This is a genomic window from Micromonospora taraxaci (genome assembly GCF_007830095.1).
GTDB lineage: Bacteria > Actinomycetota > Actinomycetes > Mycobacteriales > Micromonosporaceae > Micromonospora > Micromonospora taraxaci.
Map to the genome: position 1 here is coordinate 390,446 of NZ_VIWZ01000001.1, position 15,111 is coordinate 405,556.

At 69.7% G+C, this 15,111-nt stretch carries 15 protein-coding genes; all 15 read right to left on the bottom strand.

Going from position 1 to position 15,111, the window contains the following annotated elements; translation table 11 throughout:
* Nucleotides 1–21 precede the first annotated feature (21 nt).
* The 15 genes from FHU34_RS01930 to FHU34_RS02000 all read right to left on the bottom strand — a co-directional run bounded on the left by FHU34_RS01930 (nt 22) and on the right by FHU34_RS02000 (nt 15,102).
* On the bottom strand, nt 22–1,725 hold the full coding sequence (locus FHU34_RS01930; protein ID WP_145778411.1) for an ABC transporter permease: 1,704 nt from the start codon (nt 1,723–1,725) through the stop codon (nt 22–24).
* On the bottom strand, nt 1,710–2,474 hold the full coding sequence (locus tag FHU34_RS01935) for an ABC transporter ATP-binding protein (RefSeq protein ID WP_145778412.1): 765 nt from the start codon (nt 2,472–2,474) through the stop codon (nt 1,710–1,712). The genes FHU34_RS01930 and FHU34_RS01935 overlap by 16 nt, the downstream gene beginning before the upstream one ends.
* Before the next feature lie 180 nt (nt 2,475–2,654).
* Entirely contained in the window at nt 2,655–2,945 is a 291-nt protein-coding gene (locus FHU34_RS01940; protein ID WP_145778413.1) for a hypothetical protein, read from the bottom strand.
* A gap of 101 nt (nt 2,946–3,046) precedes the next feature.
* Nucleotides 3,047–3,556, bottom strand: a complete 510-nt coding sequence (locus tag FHU34_RS34190) for an EndoU domain-containing protein (RefSeq protein ID WP_145778414.1) — start codon at nt 3,554–3,556, stop codon at nt 3,047–3,049.
* Nucleotides 3,549–4,043 (bottom strand): WXG100-like domain-containing protein, encoded by a 495-nt coding sequence (locus FHU34_RS01950; protein WP_145778415.1) that lies wholly within the window; start codon nt 4,041–4,043, stop codon nt 3,549–3,551. Before FHU34_RS01950 ends, FHU34_RS34190 begins: the two co-directional genes overlap by 8 nt.
* Before the next feature lie 6 nt (nt 4,044–4,049).
* Nucleotides 4,050–4,370, bottom strand: coding sequence for a hypothetical protein (locus tag FHU34_RS01955; protein WP_145778416.1), 321 nt, complete (start codon nt 4,368–4,370; stop codon nt 4,050–4,052).
* Between the two features lies 1 nt (nt 4,371).
* Complete coding sequence (locus FHU34_RS01960; RefSeq protein WP_145778417.1) at nt 4,372–4,785, bottom strand: YbaB/EbfC family nucleoid-associated protein; 414 nt, start codon at nt 4,783–4,785, stop codon at nt 4,372–4,374.
* Nucleotides 4,786–4,845: 60 nt separating this feature from the next.
* Nucleotides 4,846–6,489, bottom strand: a complete 1,644-nt coding sequence (locus FHU34_RS01965) for a sodium/solute symporter (RefSeq protein WP_145778418.1) — start codon at nt 6,487–6,489, stop codon at nt 4,846–4,848.
* Nucleotide 6,490: 1 nt separating this feature from the next.
* Entirely contained in the window at nt 6,491–6,904 is a 414-nt protein-coding gene (locus FHU34_RS01970) for a DUF485 domain-containing protein (protein WP_244311519.1), read from the bottom strand.
* A 111-nt stretch (nt 6,905–7,015) separates the two neighbouring features.
* On the bottom strand, nt 7,016–8,206 hold the full coding sequence (locus FHU34_RS01975) for an acyltransferase family protein (RefSeq protein ID WP_145778419.1): 1,191 nt from the start codon (nt 8,204–8,206) through the stop codon (nt 7,016–7,018).
* Nucleotides 8,207–8,422: 216 nt separating this feature from the next.
* Nucleotides 8,423–10,288, bottom strand: a complete 1,866-nt coding sequence (locus tag FHU34_RS01980; RefSeq protein ID WP_145778420.1) for a DUF4153 domain-containing protein — start codon at nt 10,286–10,288, stop codon at nt 8,423–8,425.
* Nucleotides 10,285–11,358: a sensor histidine kinase gene (locus tag FHU34_RS01985; protein ID WP_145778421.1), complete on the bottom strand. Its 1,074-nt coding sequence runs from the start codon at nt 11,356–11,358 to the stop codon at nt 10,285–10,287. The genes FHU34_RS01980 and FHU34_RS01985 overlap by 4 nt, the downstream gene beginning before the upstream one ends.
* Nucleotides 11,355–12,032, bottom strand: a complete 678-nt coding sequence (locus FHU34_RS01990; RefSeq protein ID WP_145778422.1) for a response regulator transcription factor — start codon at nt 12,030–12,032, stop codon at nt 11,355–11,357. Before FHU34_RS01990 ends, FHU34_RS01985 begins: the two co-directional genes overlap by 4 nt.
* Nucleotides 12,033–12,200: 168 nt before the next feature.
* On the bottom strand, nt 12,201–14,273 hold the full coding sequence (locus FHU34_RS01995; RefSeq protein WP_145778423.1) for a carboxypeptidase-like regulatory domain-containing protein: 2,073 nt from the start codon (nt 14,271–14,273) through the stop codon (nt 12,201–12,203).
* 166 nt (nt 14,274–14,439) lie between these two features.
* Nucleotides 14,440–15,102, bottom strand: coding sequence for a DUF5701 family protein (locus FHU34_RS02000; RefSeq protein ID WP_208744905.1), 663 nt, complete (start codon nt 15,100–15,102; stop codon nt 14,440–14,442).
* Nucleotides 15,103–15,111: the final 9 nt, after the last annotated feature.

A 15,111-nucleotide genomic window follows, 5' to 3' on the forward strand; every position in this document is an offset into this window, starting at 1 on the left:
CCGGACGGGACGCGCCCTTGCTCAGCGGCGCGGCGTGACCGTGGCCAGCAACTCGGGCAGCCGGCGGTCCAACACGTCGCCGGCCAGGTAAGCGCCCAGCAGCGCCGCGCCCAACCCGTACGCCGCGCCGACCGGCAGGGCCAGCCAGAGCCAGGCGCCTCCGAGTAGCGCGGCGGCCACCACCATCGGCACCGCCGCGACCGCCGACACGAGCATGGTCACCAGGGTGAGAAGCCCCTTCGTGAGGCCCGCACCGCTGTTCATCGCGAACGGGTTGCTCGTCTCCGGCAGCGAGTACGCCCCGAGCACCGAGACGAAACTGTTCACCGCCAGCCCGGCACCGTAGGTGGCGACCAGGCTGCCGAGGGTGAGCCCGATCCAACCCGGTCGACTGAGCAGCACCGACAGCACCACCGACACGAACGCCAGCATCGGCAGCACGTACAGCGAGAAGGCAGTCATCCGCGCCCGGAGCTCCACCCGACCGGGCACCCCGGCCACCACGTTCGCGGCGTACGCGCTGCCGTCGAAGCCGAACTGGTTGGCCAGGGTGGCGGCGGCGAGCACACCCACGAGAACCATGGAGATGGTGACCACTACCGGTGAGCTGTCGTTGGCAGCCGCCGTCAGCCCTCCGCTCTCCATGGCCGCGAAGTCCCCGCCCGTGACGTTGACGAACACGGGTACGAAGATGCCGACCACAGCGATCGTGATCAGGTTGGCCCGGCGGCGCGCGTCCCGCCACCAGTACCGGGCCTCCCGGGCGACCAGCGCGCCGAACCGGTCCCGGCGGGCCCAGCCGGTGACCCGGGGGAACAGTTGGGCGACGGCGCCACCGGCCACCCCGCTCCGCGCGGGGGCCTTACCGGCGCTCGCCGCGCCCACCATGGCCGACTCGAGCGACCGGGACCACCAGGCCAGCAGGGCGCCGAGCGCCACCACCGTGATCAGCAGTTTCACCGGTGCCGCCCACACCCGTCCCTGGGCCACGTCGATGCCGGCCGTCCACGGTGCGCCGAGCGGCGTCCAGCCGATCACGGTCGCCGCGCCGGTCAGTCGGGTCCAGTCCGTCTCCCGCAGTGCGGCGAGACCGAAGATCTGCAACGGGCCGAGAAGTGCGGCGACCACCGCCAGCAGCACGGCCGCCAGGTCCCGGACTCGCCGGGACCGCAGCATGGTGGCGAAGGCGCTGGTCACCGCCCGGCTGGCCGCCACGCAGAGCAGCAACCCCGCGACCACACCGACCACGGCCACCAACCCCGCCGACCAGCCGCCCAGCGACCAGGAGGTGAGCACCAGTCCGAACGTCGCGATCAGCACCGCCAACACCGGAACGCTGATCAGAGCCGCCGCGAACAGGCCGGTCACCAACGTGCGGCGGGACAACGGCAGCAGCGCGAACCGAGCCGGGTCCAGTGTCTCGTCCACACCGAAGAAGACCAGTGGCAGGATCAGCCAGCCGACCACCAGCAGGCCCCCGCCCGCCGCCCCCACCAGCACCGCGTACTGGCCGTCGCCGGTCAGGCCGGGCAGGGCGAAGAGGAAGAAGCCACTGACGGCGAACCAGAGCCCGAGCAGCGCGCCACCGATGAACAGTGCGATCCGCCAGCCCTGACCCCGGAAGTTGTTGCCCATCACCCGCAGCTTCAGCCGCACGAAGTGCCGAGCGGAGACCGTGCGTACGGGCGCGGTGGGCCCGGCGTCCGTGCTCACCGCGACAGCCACGACAGCTCCTCGCCCGTCGCAGTGCGCCCGCCGACCACCTCGACGAACACCTGCTCCAGCGAGCGGTCACCACGGACCTCGCCGATCGTCCCTACCCGCTTGATCGTGCCGCCGGCCAGGATCGCCACGTGCGAGCAGAGCCGCTCGACGACCTCCATCACGTGACTGGAGAAGACCACGGTGCCGCCGCCGGCCGCGTACCTGCTGAGGATGTCGCGGATCAGCGCGGCGGAGACCGGGTCGACCGCCTCGAACGGCTCGTCCAGCACCAGCACCCGCGGGCCGTGCAGCAGCGCGCAGGCCAGGCCGATCTTCTTCTTCATGCCCGCTGAGTAGTCCACCACCAGCGTCCGACCGGCGTCGCCGAGCGCCAGTACGTCCAGCAGCTCCGCGGCCCGCTGGTCGACCACCGCCGGATCCATCCCCCGCAACAACCCGTTGTACGCGAGCAGCTCCGCTCCGGTCAGCCGGTCGAACAGGCGTACCCCGTCGGGCATCACGCCCAACAGCTGCTTCGCGGCGACCGGGTCCTGCCAGACGTCCTGCCCGAGCACCCGGGCCGAGCCGGCGTCCGGCCGCAACAGGCCGACCGCCATCGACAGGGTGGTGGTCTTGCCGGCGCCGTTCGGGCCGAGCAGCCCGTAGAAGGAGCCAGCGGGGACGTCCAGGTCGACGCCGGCCACCGCGATCGTGCCGTCGAACCGCTTGGCCAGGCCACGCAGTGCGAGCGCGGGGTGCTCAACAGTCATGCGTCGACGCTATCCGGCGGCTGCCAGTTCTGCGTCCGGCGACGGGCGGACCGGGATCATCCTGAAGTCGTAGATCCCCGATCTGCCCTCGACGGCGGTTGATCCACTCCACATCGCCGATATCGGGGTGTCAGAGCATCGGCATGCCACCACATCGCCGACGTGGAGTGGATCACGCGATCAGAGTCCTTGGAACGGGTGCTGACGACCGTTCTCGCGCTCCCACTCGATCACGGCACGCGTACGGTCCGGGTCCTCCGCGAGCAGCCGCCAGTACTGAGCCACCACCCGGCGGGCTTCCGGGAGGGGATAGTGGGCTTTGAGCACATCCCGCCAGAGATTCTGCAGGTCAACGCCCCCGGCGCTGAGTTCCGCAGCCCACGCGTTGCCCTCCCAGCTTTCGTTTTCCTTCCGCCCTGCCGCGATGTCCTCCAGGTCGGCCAGCAGGTCGAGGCAGAGCTCGTGCACCACTTGGATGTCCCCGGTAAGCCACATTCCGATGCACTGAAGCCGTGGATCGGTCGTACGGTACTCAGCCCGACCTCGCTCGGTCCAGTAGAAGTCGATGGTGCTCAGGGAGTACCTCCAGGGTGCCGCAGAACGGGGTAACCGTGTCTGAGTGTGTCAGTGTCCGGATCGTAGAACCCTTCCAATTCGACGTTGCGGAAGATGCTGGACCACCGCCCGGTCTCCGGGTCCTTGACCACGTCGGGGGAGTCGAAACCGCGGTTCACGGCGTTGTCCACCTGTGCCGGTGTCCAATCGTCCGGGAAGAACGTGCTACCTCCTCGCTTCTCCCGCCATTCGCCGGTACGACGGTTCTGGAACGCGACTCGACCGTTGTAGACACCGGTTCTCGTGTCGCGGCGTGTCACTTTCACCAACTTGGCACCGGGTGGATCGATGCCACCTGGGCGGTGATGCCAACCGGAGGCCCGGCCGTCACGCTCGCCCAGCAGCGTGTGCCGGAGCCGTTCCGGCGTCATACCGCCGGTTCCTTCCCCCGTGCGGGAACGTCTACGTTGCTTACGGATGTGTTCGAGAGCGGCGCGGACGAGCTTTCCTCCCCGGCCCCTACCCATCGAGGAGCGCGCCGATCACCTCGTCGATCAGCAGGCCGACGATCTCACGGGTGATCATCTGGAAGATCGGAATCTCCGCGAGGGTGGCGCCGAACGTGGCGGCCGCGGTCGCCACCGCCTGCGCGATCTGGACGCCGAGGATCACCAGTTGCACGATGACCTGGATCTTCAACGCCAGCACGATGGCCCCGACGATCATGAGCCCGGTGCCGGCGAGGGTTGCCGCCAGCGCCCCGTCCTGTAGGACCTGCGCCGGGCCGTCCTGCTCGGTCCAGTATCGCTGAAAGGCATCGATGTCGGCCCCGGTGTTGCCGGCCGAGACCGGTTGGGCCGCCTGCCCCGCCTCTGCGGTCAGGGTCTGGAGGGTGCCGCTGAAGGTGAGCCAGCGCTGCCCCATTTCGACAAGGGCAGTCTCGTCCGCCTGCGGCCAGTCGTAGCCGATCATGCTGAGGAAGGTGGCCAGCTCACCCGGCAGTTGCAGTCCCACGTCAGCTCACCCCAGTTGCTGGCCGAGGCCGGCCAGGCGCTCCGCGACTGCCCGCTCGTCCTCGTCGATCAGGTGCGCCATCCGGTTGAGGTCGACGCCGACCACGCCGAGTTCCTCGATCGCGGACTCGAAACACTCGGCGGCGTACGCGGTCACCTCCTCGCAGGCGGCACCGATCAGGCTGCCGATGTCGTCGCCGCCCCAGGGAGCGCCGAACCCTTGAAGGTCCGTCAGGAACGTGCGCAGCTCAGTGAGAAAACGGTCGGAGACGTCCTGCAGGTTGGTGCCGGCGTCGCGCAGCCCGTCCGGGTCGACAACCCGGGCCATCTCAGGGCCGCCTGCCGGAGGAGAGGCGTTCCTGGACATCGCCGAGAGTGTCGATGATCCCCTGCAACTGCGGCACCGCGCTGCGCTGCACCTCGCGCAGCTGCTCCAGCAACGCCGTCGTGTCAGAGGCGGCAGCGACGGCGGCCAGTGCCGAGCGGAGGTCCGTCAGGGCGGAGTTGGTGGCCTCACGAATGTGCTCGGCGAGGGCCTCCGAGGGCTCTCGCATCATGCGGGGGTCGATCCAGACCGATTCGATCTGTCCACCTGCGATCGCCACGACCCGGACCATGCCGTCGGCCGCCTCCCCGGTGCCCTGCACGACCGACACCGCTTCCGCTGCGCTGCCTGCGTCGCTGCCGCCGAGTGTCGACAGCAGCTCGGAGATCGATCTACTCAAATCCGGGGGGTACGTCACGAACGCAGTGTAGTAACTCCCTCACCGAGCTCTCAGCCCTTGAACGGCACCTGGATCAGGTCACTGCATGCGGAGGGCTTCGGGGGTGTGCAGGCGGAGCATGGTGGCCGCGACGTCGGCTGGTGCCCGCCGACGGGTCGCCATCGACACCGCGACCATCACCGTGAACGCCAGCGGCACCGTCCAGGCGGCCGGCTGCGTGGTGAGCGTGGCCGGCCAACCGGACAACGGCGGACCGAGCACGGTGACCAGCACCGCCCCGATCGCCGCCCCGCCGCCGACCAGCACCCCGGCGGCGGCACCCAGGTCGGTCAGGCCACGCCACCAGATGCCGAGCACCAGCAGCGGGCAGAAACTCGACGCGGCTACCGCGAAGGCCAGCCCGACCACCTGCGACACGTCCATCCCGGAGACGTGCAACGCCAACACCGTCGGCACCGCTCCGGCGATCACCGTGGCCAGCCGGAAGCCGCGTACCGAGCCTCGGCCGAGCACATCCGTCGAGATCACCCCGGCGACGCTGGTCAGCAGCCCGGACGAGGTGGAGAGGAACGCCGCGAACGCGCCAGCCGAGACCAGCGCGGCGAGCAGCCGGCCAACCGTGCCGTCACCGAGGGTCGCGCCGGGCAGCAACACCACCACCGCGTCGGTCTGCCCGCTGACCAGCAACTGCGGCGTGTAGATCCGGCCGAGCACCCCGTAGAGGGTGGGGAGCAGGTAGAAGGCGCCGACCAGGGCCAGCACGACCAGTGTGGTCCGGCGGGCCGCCGCACCGTCCGGGTTCGTGTAGAAGCGGACCAGCACGTGCGGCAGGCCCATGGTGCCCAGGAACGTGGCGAGGATCAGCGAGTACGTGGCGAAGAGCCCTCGGTCGTCGTCCCCCGCGGCGCTGGGCAGCAGCCAGTCGTTCGCCTCGGTGGCCACCCCGGACACCTCCGGCACCCGGTCGCCGGCCGCGAAGGTCAGCTCGTCGCCGGGGCGTACCTCCCGGATGTCGCCGTCGGGCAGGGTGAGGGTCGCGCGGTGCTCGACCACGACGGTGGTCGCGGCCCGGAACGTCGGCCCGTCGGGCGGAGTCACCGCCGGGCGGCCGTCGGCCTGCCACTGCAGGGCCAGGAAGATCACGGGTACGGCGAGCGCGGTCAGCTTGAGCCAGTACTGGAACGCCTGCACGAAGGTGATGGCCCGCATCCCGCCCAGCGCCACGTTCGCCGTGACAACGGCGGCCACGAGCAGGGCACCGAGTGGGTACGGGGAGCCGGCGACCGTGGCCAGGGTGAGTCCGGCCCCCTGGAGCTGCGGCACCAGGTACAGCCAGCCGATGAAGATCACGAAGGCGGTGGCCAGGATCCGTAGCCGGCGCGACCCGAGCCGCAGCTCGCAGAAGTCGGGCAGTGTGAACGCGCCGGACCGGCGCAGCGGTGCCGCCACGAAGAGCAGCAGGGCCAGGTACCCGGCGGCGAACCCGACCGGATACCAGAGCACGTCCACGCCGTACTTGAGGACCAGCCCGGCGATGCCGAGGAAGCTCGCCGCCGACAGGTACTCCCCGCCGATCGCGGCGGCGTTCCACGTCGGGCTGATCGCCCGTGACGCGACCAGGAAGTCGGACGTGGTCCGGGCCAACCGGAGCCCGTAGAAGCCGATCCCGACGGTGACCAGGGTGACCGCCACGATGGCCGGCACCACGAAATCGTTGCCCACCTCAGTGCTCCGGCCGTTGCACCAGGTCGGTGAAGTCCTGCTCGTTGCGTTCGGCGAGCCGCACGTACGCCCAGCCCACCGCGATCAGGAACGGGAAGGAGGCCACACCGAGCAGCAGCCACGGCAGGTTGACACCGGCGACGGTGGTCCGGCCGAGCGAGGGCGCGATGGCGAACAACCACGGCAACCCGCCCAACCCGATGACCACCACCAGTGAGAGCCGCAGCGCCAACGCGAGTTGAGCACGGACCAGGCCGCGGACCAGTGCCTCACCGACCTGGGTCTGCTGGGCCAACTCGGCGCGGGTCCGCTCGGCGCGGCTGTCCTGCCTGGTGATCTCGGCCAGCACGATCCGGGCCCGCCGGGGCGGCGGTACCGCACCGCCCGACCCCACGTCAGGGATTTGCTCGGCCACCCCGGCAGTCTCGCCCGCCGTGCGCGATTGTCAAGCGCTGGCGCTCACCGGCGTCGTGCAGATGGGTCGGTGCCTTGGTTTTGTGCACAACCTGTGGAGAACGGTTCATGACTAACGGGGGCTCTCGACAGATTTCGGCTCAGCGGCACGGATTTGTGCGAAGTTGGCTCGTAGGCTGCGCCGCATGGCGCTTCCGACGGGCTTCTCGATGAGTGCGTGGATGCCGTAGGAGAGCACTAGCAGGCCTGAGACGAGACATGTGAGCAGCAGCCAGGCAGGAACGTCGTCCCGAAACAACCTGATGACGATGTGACCGTTCGTCTGATGCAACAGATAGAGCGGGTAGGTGAGTGCGCCCACCGTTACCAGCACGGGTGCCTGAATCCAATTCAGCCAACCTTTGGCGACAGCGATCATGACAACGAAGAATCCGCACATGATTGGGAGGGCCATGGCGAAGTTCACTCGTTCTCCGACAGCAATGTGTTCGTCTACGTGGTGGCTCAACGAGATCGCGCAGAGGATGCCGGAGCCCGTGAGGATTCCCGTCAGAAGGAGGCTGCTGCCAAATTGGTACATGAGATACAGGATCACGCCGAACACGAAGAAGGACGTGTAGTCCGGCCGCGTGAGAACGATCAGGAAGTCCTCCTTGCTCGCCTGAGCGATCAGCGAAATCGCCGTATAGAGGATGCAGAACGCCAGGACCCGCTTGTACGTGAGTCCGAAGAAGACGAGGACCGCGAAGCACAGGTAGAACATGAGTTCCACCATCAGCGTCCAGTACGAGTGATCCAGAAGCGGAATTCCGAGAAGCCCCTGGATCATGGTCAGGTTGCCCAGGACCGTCGTCAGTGGCGGTTCGTTACCGCCTCCGTCTCGGAAGGTGAACAGCAGGGCGGCGGTGAGGAGGACCGCGAACACGTAGGCCGGAAGCAGGCGGGTCGTCCGGGATATGAAGAAATCGCCCAGACACCTGCCCCAGCTGCTCATGCAGATGACGAATCCGCTGATCATGAAAAACAGCTCTACGCCCATCCAGCCGTAGTCCGAGACCTTTCCCAGCGCCTGGAGCCAGGGGTTTCCGGCGCTGGATTCGACCGCGTTCCAGATATCGAGCCGAAAGAGGTGATAGCTCAACACGAGCCCCGCAGCTCCGAAGCGTAACAAGTCCACCACGTAAAGGCGCGGCTTCCGATCCTGTGACGATCGCCCCGGGGCCTCCCGTACGACCGATTCTTCGGTTTCGGCCGATTCTCTATTCGACGGCGGACTGTAGCGATTTGCAGTACTTGACGACATTGATCCCCCGTTGTGGCGCGACGTTGCGGGGAGCGATCCTACAACGGTCGTTTCGTCGTGCGCGGGGAGGTGGAATACCGCCAGGCGACCGTCTGCCGGATAGCGCGCGGCAGCTCTTCGGCCGAGGAGGCATGCCTCCCGGGCACCGGCCGCGACCGGTCTCACTCACCCCGCTCGACAACCTGAAGGGGGTGCGGGATCGTCAGACGGCTGCGCTCACCATCGCTGCAGCTCGAGACAGGGTGCCTCGCTGCCGATCAGCGGAATCGTTTCAATCATCCGTCGCGCCCGTTCCCGGCCGAGGTTCGTCTCCCAGACCCCGTCCCGGGGCAGTTCGGCGGCGATCTGCCCCAGCGCGCAGACGCGTACCGGCTCGGGCAATCGGACCAGTGCCGGTACGGCGTCCGCCGACAGCCCGGACAGGTAACCGACGTCCAGCCGGCCGGTCTGCAGGTACCTGTCGACGTTCCGCTCGGCGATCAACCGGTCCGGGTTGACCAGGGCCAGGCCGAGCAGCGCCAGCACCGCCGTGCCGATCACCAACCGGGGCAGCCAGTCCGCCCGCAAGCGCACCACAGCCACTCCGACCAGTACGAAGAGCAGCCCGAGCCACAGCTCGATGGTCGCCACGACGAGCCGTAGCCGGGTAGCGCCGTACGCGTCGGCGTAGACCTGCATCCGGTAGAGCGCCGAGGCGACGATCACCAGGCTGAGCGCGGTGAGCGCACCCAGCAGTACGCGCACCAGCAGACGGTCCGCCCGGGTTGCCTTCGGCGCGCGGCGGGCGGCAACGGCGATCACCAGGAGGGTGAGCGCGGTGACGGCGAGCAGTTGCCAGAACCCGCCACGGGCGTACTCGGCGTAGGTGAGTCCGGCCGTACGCAGCACGTGCCCGGCACCACCGAACAACACTGTCAGCTGGACCAGCACGAACACGCTGAACAGGGCGACGAGCATTCCCAGCGGGAGGGTCCACTCCAGTCGGTGCGCCGTGCGGGGTTGTTTCGGGCGTAGGCCCTCCAGGTCGGGTGGGCGGCTCACCAGGAAGGCGCCCCCGAGCAGGCCCCCGCCGATCAGCAGCAGCCGCACCAACCAGTCGACCACACCTACCGACGAGACGTCGGGCAGCAGGCCGGTGACCAGGTCGGCGAAGACAGCGTCGGCGGAGGAGAAGAGCAGACCGAACAGCATCAGCAGACCGGCGGAGAGCGCCAGGCTGGTCAGGATGCGCCCGATCGGAGCATCCGAGCTGCGTGACCGCCCGCCCTGCAGCCCGCGTACGGCCCAGGGGAGCGCCCGTACCGTCGCGGCCGGGGGCAGGGTAGCGGCGATCAGCATTCCGAGTGGGCTTCGCCCGCCGGTCAGCGCCAGCGTCCCGGTGACCACGGCCGCGAGCAGGCAGAGGGCGAAGAGCCAGCCGGCCGCCCGAACCGTGCCGACGGCGACCAACGCGATCGTCGCGACAGCCCAGGCGACCTGTGGCGCCCGCCCCGGTGCCCCCGTGGCACCGGGACGGGCGGCGGTCGCCGCAGTCGACGCGGCCGGTTTGACGGCGGACGTCGTCGCGGGGCTCTTCGGTTCCGATGGCGTCGTGGCTGTCGTGGGACCTGTCGGTTCCGGTGTCGTGGCAGCCGTCGGAGGGCTTGTCGGTCCCGGCGTGGTGGGAGAGGCGGTAACGGTCGGGGCGGTGGTGCCGGTGGCCGTGGCGACGGCGGTGCTGGTGGCGTTGGTGCCGGCGACGGCGGTGCTGGTGCCGGCGGCGACGGCGGCGACGCCGAGGGCGGTGACGCCGGCCAGCGCCGCCACCAGCCAGCCGAGGCCGGGGCGAACGACGGTGAGCGCGGACGCGCCGACGACGGTCGCCGCCGTCAGTGCGGCCAGGACCAGCGGTCGAGCCGCACCGGACGGCCCCGGCCAACGCCGCTCGGTGAACGACGGCGGCCTCGGCAGGACCGGCGCGGGCGGCCAGGGCTGGAGCTGACCGGCGGTCGGCGGTGCGGTCGGGCCAGGTCTGACGGTCGGGGGGACCTGCGCTCCGGTCGGCCCGGGGGCCGGAACGGGAACGCTGCCAGGGCTGGTCATGCGGCCTCTTCTCGGTGGGAACCGTTGTTCGGGATGGTGACCTGGATGCGGCAACCGGGCCGGTCGTCCCGGTGCGGGCCGATGGGGTCGAGGACGGCGATCCGGCCGCCGTGCAGCTCGACGACCCATCGCGCGATCGCCAGACCGAGACCCGTTCCGCCCCCGGCCGACCGGTCGCCGCGGGTGAACCGCTCGAAGACCCGGGACCGCTCGGCCGGCGGGATGCCCTGGCCCTCGTCGCTCACCTCGAAGCGGAGGTGGTCGCCGTCTTCTGCGGCGCTGACCCGGACGAAGCCGCCGGGCGGGCTGTGCCGCGCCGCGTTGTCGAGCAGGTTCGCGAAGACCTGGTGCAGCCGCCACGGGTCCGCGTTCACCGTCACCGGCGCCGGCAGGTCACGGAGTTCGAAATGCACGTCCAGGCCGGCACCGGACGCGTTCGCGGTGGCGTGCTCCACCGCCTCGTCGAGGAAGTCCCCCACGTCGGTCCGTACCCGCCGTAACGGCACCACGCCGGCGTCGAGACGGGACAGGTCGAGCAGGTCCGCGACGAGGTGCCCGAGCCGTTCGGTCTGGCCCAACGCCGAGCGCAGCGCCGCCGGCTCGGGGTCGGCCACCCCGTCGACCATGTTCTCCAGCACGCCCTGCAACGCGGTGATCGGCGTACGCAGCTCGTGTGAGACGTTGGCGATCAACTCACGTCGGCGCTGGTCCGCGGCGTGCAGGTCCTCGGCCATCTTGTTGAAGGCCTGAGCCAGCTCGCCGACCTCGTCCCGGGAGGTGGCGCGTACCCGTCGCGTGTAGTCGCCCCGGGCCATCGCGCCGGCTGCCGCCGTCATCTCGCGCAGCGGCGAGGTCATCCCGTGGGCGAGCACCTGCGAGGTGACAAGACCGATGCAGATGCTGGTGACCGCCGTGCCCGGCGGGAGCCAACCGATGCCGTACCAGAAGTAGCCGATGGCCACGGCCCAGGAAGCGACCAGCAGAACGCCGAGTTTCATCTTGATCGAGCGGACCGGATCCAGCGGGCGGGGCAGTGCCCGATCCAGCCAGTCCACGAGTTGGCCGGTCACGCGGGAAGGTCCAGGGCGTAGCCGACGCCGTGGACGGTCCGGATCAGGTCGGCACCGAGCTTGCGGCGTAGAGCCTTGATGTGACTGTCCACAGTGCGGGTGCCGCTCCCGTCGGCCCATCCCCAGACCTCGGCGAGCAGTCGCTCTCGCGGCAGCACCGTGCGGGGACGCCCGGCGAGGTGGACCAGCAGGTCGAACTCGGTCGGGGTGAGGTGTATGTCAGCACCGCCGAGGCGGACTCGCCGTTCGGCCTCGTTGATCTCGATGTCGCCGATGCGGATGGCGGGCGGTACGGGAGCGGCGGCCCGATCCACCCGGCGCAGCAGAACATGCACCCGTGCGGCCAACTCCCGCATGGAGAACGGTTTGGTGAGGTAGTCGTCCGCGCCGACCGCGAGCCCCACCAGCAGGTCCGTCTCGTCGTCGCGGGCGGTGAGCATCAGCACCGGGACCGGCCGGTCGGTCTGGATCCGACGGCACACCTCCAGGCCGTCGAAGCCGGGCAGCATCACGTCGAGGACGACGAGGTCCGGCTGTCCGGCGTGGAACTGCGCGACGGCGCTGGGCCCGTCCGCGGCGATCTCCACCGTGAAACCCTCGGCCCTGAGTCGAGCCGCGATGGATTCGGCGATGGTCCGTTCGTCCTCGACCACCAGTACCCGACGTTGCGTCATGGGTCCTGACTGTAGGGAGCCGCCGTGGAGATCAGTGGGTGGCGTTGTGAATAACCTGTGGAGAACGGCTCACGCCTGTGGATAACCGGGGCGAGGATGCCGGTTGGCCTTCACGAACGCCGAAGCGGGGCCGGTGGACACCGCCACCGACCCCGCCACGCGAATACGTCAGCTGGTCGCTACGACCAGACCGACGGACATGCTGCCGCTGGCAGGGACGGTGAACCGCTCCAGCTTGCGGGTGCCGTCCGGTTGGGTGACTAGGTAGCGGCCGTCGAAGTACCTGTCGCCGAGCGACGCGTTGTAGGTGAAGAAGATCCGCTGCGGGCCCTTGAGGCGCATGCTGAACTGCCCCTCGCTGATCCAGCCACTGCCGGCGACGTCACCGGTGTCGACGCTGCGCGCGATGACGAACCCACTGTCGAACGCGGTGCCGTCCGGCGTGCGGAAGGTGCCGGTCAGCTCGGTGCCCTGGTCGAGTTGGGCGCTGTAGGTCGCTGCCGCCCCAGCTGTCACCGTCACCGGAGTGGCGGTGAACCGGTCGGTCTTGTCGCCGGACCACTCGCTGGCGTACGGGTTGGCGCCGACCACCAGCGGCCACGCGTACGGGCCAAGCCGCTTGAGCGTGTAGACGCCGTGCTCGTCGGTGGTGGCGTCCTGGGCGCCGACACCGGGGTCAGCGGTCAGCACCGACACGCCCGCGTTCGGCACCGGCTGCCCCGTCGGGTCGGTGACCGTGCCGGTGATCGTGCCGGCCCGGTCCATCTTGACCTGCGGCCCGGTGACGACCTGGCCAACGGTCGCGGCGACTGCCACTGCCTGCCGCTCGTCGCCGGTGCCGCCGTCGGCACCGACCCACTGGCGGCCGTACGTGTCGCTAAGCGGCACCGCGAGGAGCTTGTAGTTGCCGGCGGCGAGTGGTCCCACCTGGATCTTGCCGTTGCGGTCGCTGCAGTCGCCGTAGCCGTCCCGGAGCGACGCCTGCTTCGCCAGGAAGGTGTCCAGGCAGATGTCCGCCACCGGTGCGCCGCTCTGTCGGTCGACGATGGTGGTGCTGATGAGCGCCCCGGGCCGCATCTTCACGGTCAGCTTGGTGTCGCCGTTCGCCTTCACCCGCACCCCGGTCACCTCGCGGGAGAAGTGGAGCCGGTCCGGTGCGTCCAGGTAGAGGGTGTGGCGGCCCTGCGGCAGGTCGGTGACGGTCACCGTCCCCGTGCCGTTGCTGCACACCGACTGGGCGCAGAAGTCGGCGATGGGCACGCCGGTGACCGAGTCGACCGCCTGCAGGGTGACCGAGCCGGTGCCCAGCAGTGAGTCCGTGATCGTCGTCTGCTGACCGCCCCGCACCTCGATGTGGTCGGCTTCCTCGGACGTCAACTTGCCGCGGTAGTACTGCTGCCGGTCACCGGCGAACAGGCCGACGATGTAGGAGCCCGGGAGCATTTGCGCGCTGAACTCACCGTTCGCGTCGGTCTGCAGGTAGGCCGCGCTGGCACCGGTGGTGGCGCTGACGATGACCTGGGCGTCGGCGAGCGGGGCACCGGCGGCAGTGGTGAAGCGGCCGCTGAGGCCGCCCGCCATCAGCGCCGTCTCGTTCACTACGGTCGTCTCGTCCGTTTTCACGTCGAAGACTCTGGCGCTCTCCCGGTCGGTCGTGCCGGGCACGTACTGCACCTGGTCGGAGCCCTGGATCGGCTGGAGGCTCAGGATGTAGCGGCCCGGCCGCGTGACGAAGGTGAACCGACCCTGGTCGTCCGTGCGACCCCCGGCCAAGGCGTCCGTGTCGACCTCTCGGGCGTCGATGGCCAGGTCGGGCAACGGGTCACCTGCGGCGTTGACGATCTGGCCGCTGATGGTGCCCGTGCTGAAGAGCTGATCGTCGGCCCTTGCGGTGCCACCGGCGGTGACGGTCACCGGGGTGGCGTCCCAGATCGTCGAATGCTGGCGGTAATACTGCCCAGGTTGCTCGAGCGGGAAGTAGCCCACCAGGTACGAGCCTGCGGGCAACCCGGAGAAGGTGTAGTTGCCGTCGGCGTTGGTGCTGGTGTCGTCGACGTAGTTCCAGCTATCAGTCTCGTAGACCAGCACTTGGACCTCGGCGGCGGGTGTGCCGGTGCTGGTGATCAATCGTCCGCTGATGGCACCCGTTGCCGCGGCCTGTGCCGGTGTGGCACCGGGCAGCAAGAGTGCCGCCACGAGGGCACCGGCCAGCAGGGCGCGGCGGGCTGGGAACAGCTTCATGGATTTCCCCACGTGAGGGTGGCGGGGCGGCCTGAGCAGGCTCCGCCCACACCGACCCTGCGCCCCGTAACGGAATCGGCACTCGGAGAGTAGGCCATCGGCTATGTCAGCCGGGAGGGCCGGTCGGGCGGAATCGCGCGGCCGGCCATCCCTCCTCAGCGGACGGTCACTCCAGGCCGACGCGCTCCGGGCGGGCCGAGGCGGAGCCGAGCCAGGTGTGCGGGTTGCCGTACCAGCACCAGCCCAGCTTCGGTGCCCCCTGGCTGATCCAGAGCGCCGGCACCCGCTTGTCGCCACACCGGGAACCGACGAGTGAGAAGCACCTGTTGCTCGCCAACGAGGCCGGGTGCAGCGTGACGAACGCCAGCCCTTCGTCGATGGTGAGCGGCAGCCGACCTTGGGCCGTCATCCCCTCGATGGCGGTTGCCGGGGCCAGGTTGCGGAACTCCTCGCCCCGGTCCACGTCGAAGAGCAGGTAGGCAGGCCCGGCCGGCACCTCCAACTCCTTGATCGGGTCGAAGCGCGGGAGGTCGTCCTCGGCGTAGTTCCGGTCGAGAACGCCGGGCTTGCGCTTCCCGGCGAGCGTGGTGAGCCCCAGCCGTTCCGGCACCCCGACCAGGTCCCGGGTGATCACCAGCAGGAACGGCACCCGCGCGTCGGTGGGAGCGGGCAGCCCGGCGGCGCCGTCGACCGCCCTGGTTCGCAGGGGCGCGACCAGGTCCCGGAAGGCGGTCTCGGACAGCCCGGCCAGGGCCGGGTAGCCCAGGTGCACCAGATGGTCGACCTGGCGGTCGAACTCGGTCTCGGCGTCGAACGGGGTCACGGTCACAGCGGCCTC

Excerpts from the sequence above, each read along its gene's own strand:
- FHU34_RS01975 (WP_145778419.1), bottom strand. The coding sequence starts at position 8,206 with ATGTCGTCAAGTACTGCAAATCGCTACAGTCCGCCGTCGAATAGAGAA.
- FHU34_RS34190 (WP_145778414.1), bottom strand. The coding sequence starts at position 3,556 with ATGGGTAGGGGCCGGGGAGGAAAGCTCGTCCGCGCCGCTCTCGAACAC.
- FHU34_RS01980 (WP_145778420.1), bottom strand. The coding sequence starts at position 10,288 with ATGACCAGCCCTGGCAGCGTTCCCGTTCCGGCCCCCGGGCCGACCGGA.
- FHU34_RS01935 (WP_145778412.1), bottom strand. The coding sequence starts at position 2,474 with ATGACTGTTGAGCACCCCGCGCTCGCACTGCGTGGCCTGGCCAAGCGG.
- FHU34_RS01955 (WP_145778416.1), bottom strand. The coding sequence starts at position 4,370 with ATGGCCCGGGTTGTCGACCCGGACGGGCTGCGCGACGCCGGCACCAAC.
- FHU34_RS01995 (WP_145778423.1), bottom strand. The coding sequence starts at position 14,273 with ATGAAGCTGTTCCCAGCCCGCCGCGCCCTGCTGGCCGGTGCCCTCGTG.
- FHU34_RS01990 (WP_145778422.1), bottom strand. The coding sequence starts at position 12,032 with ATGACGCAACGTCGGGTACTGGTGGTCGAGGACGAACGGACCATCGCC.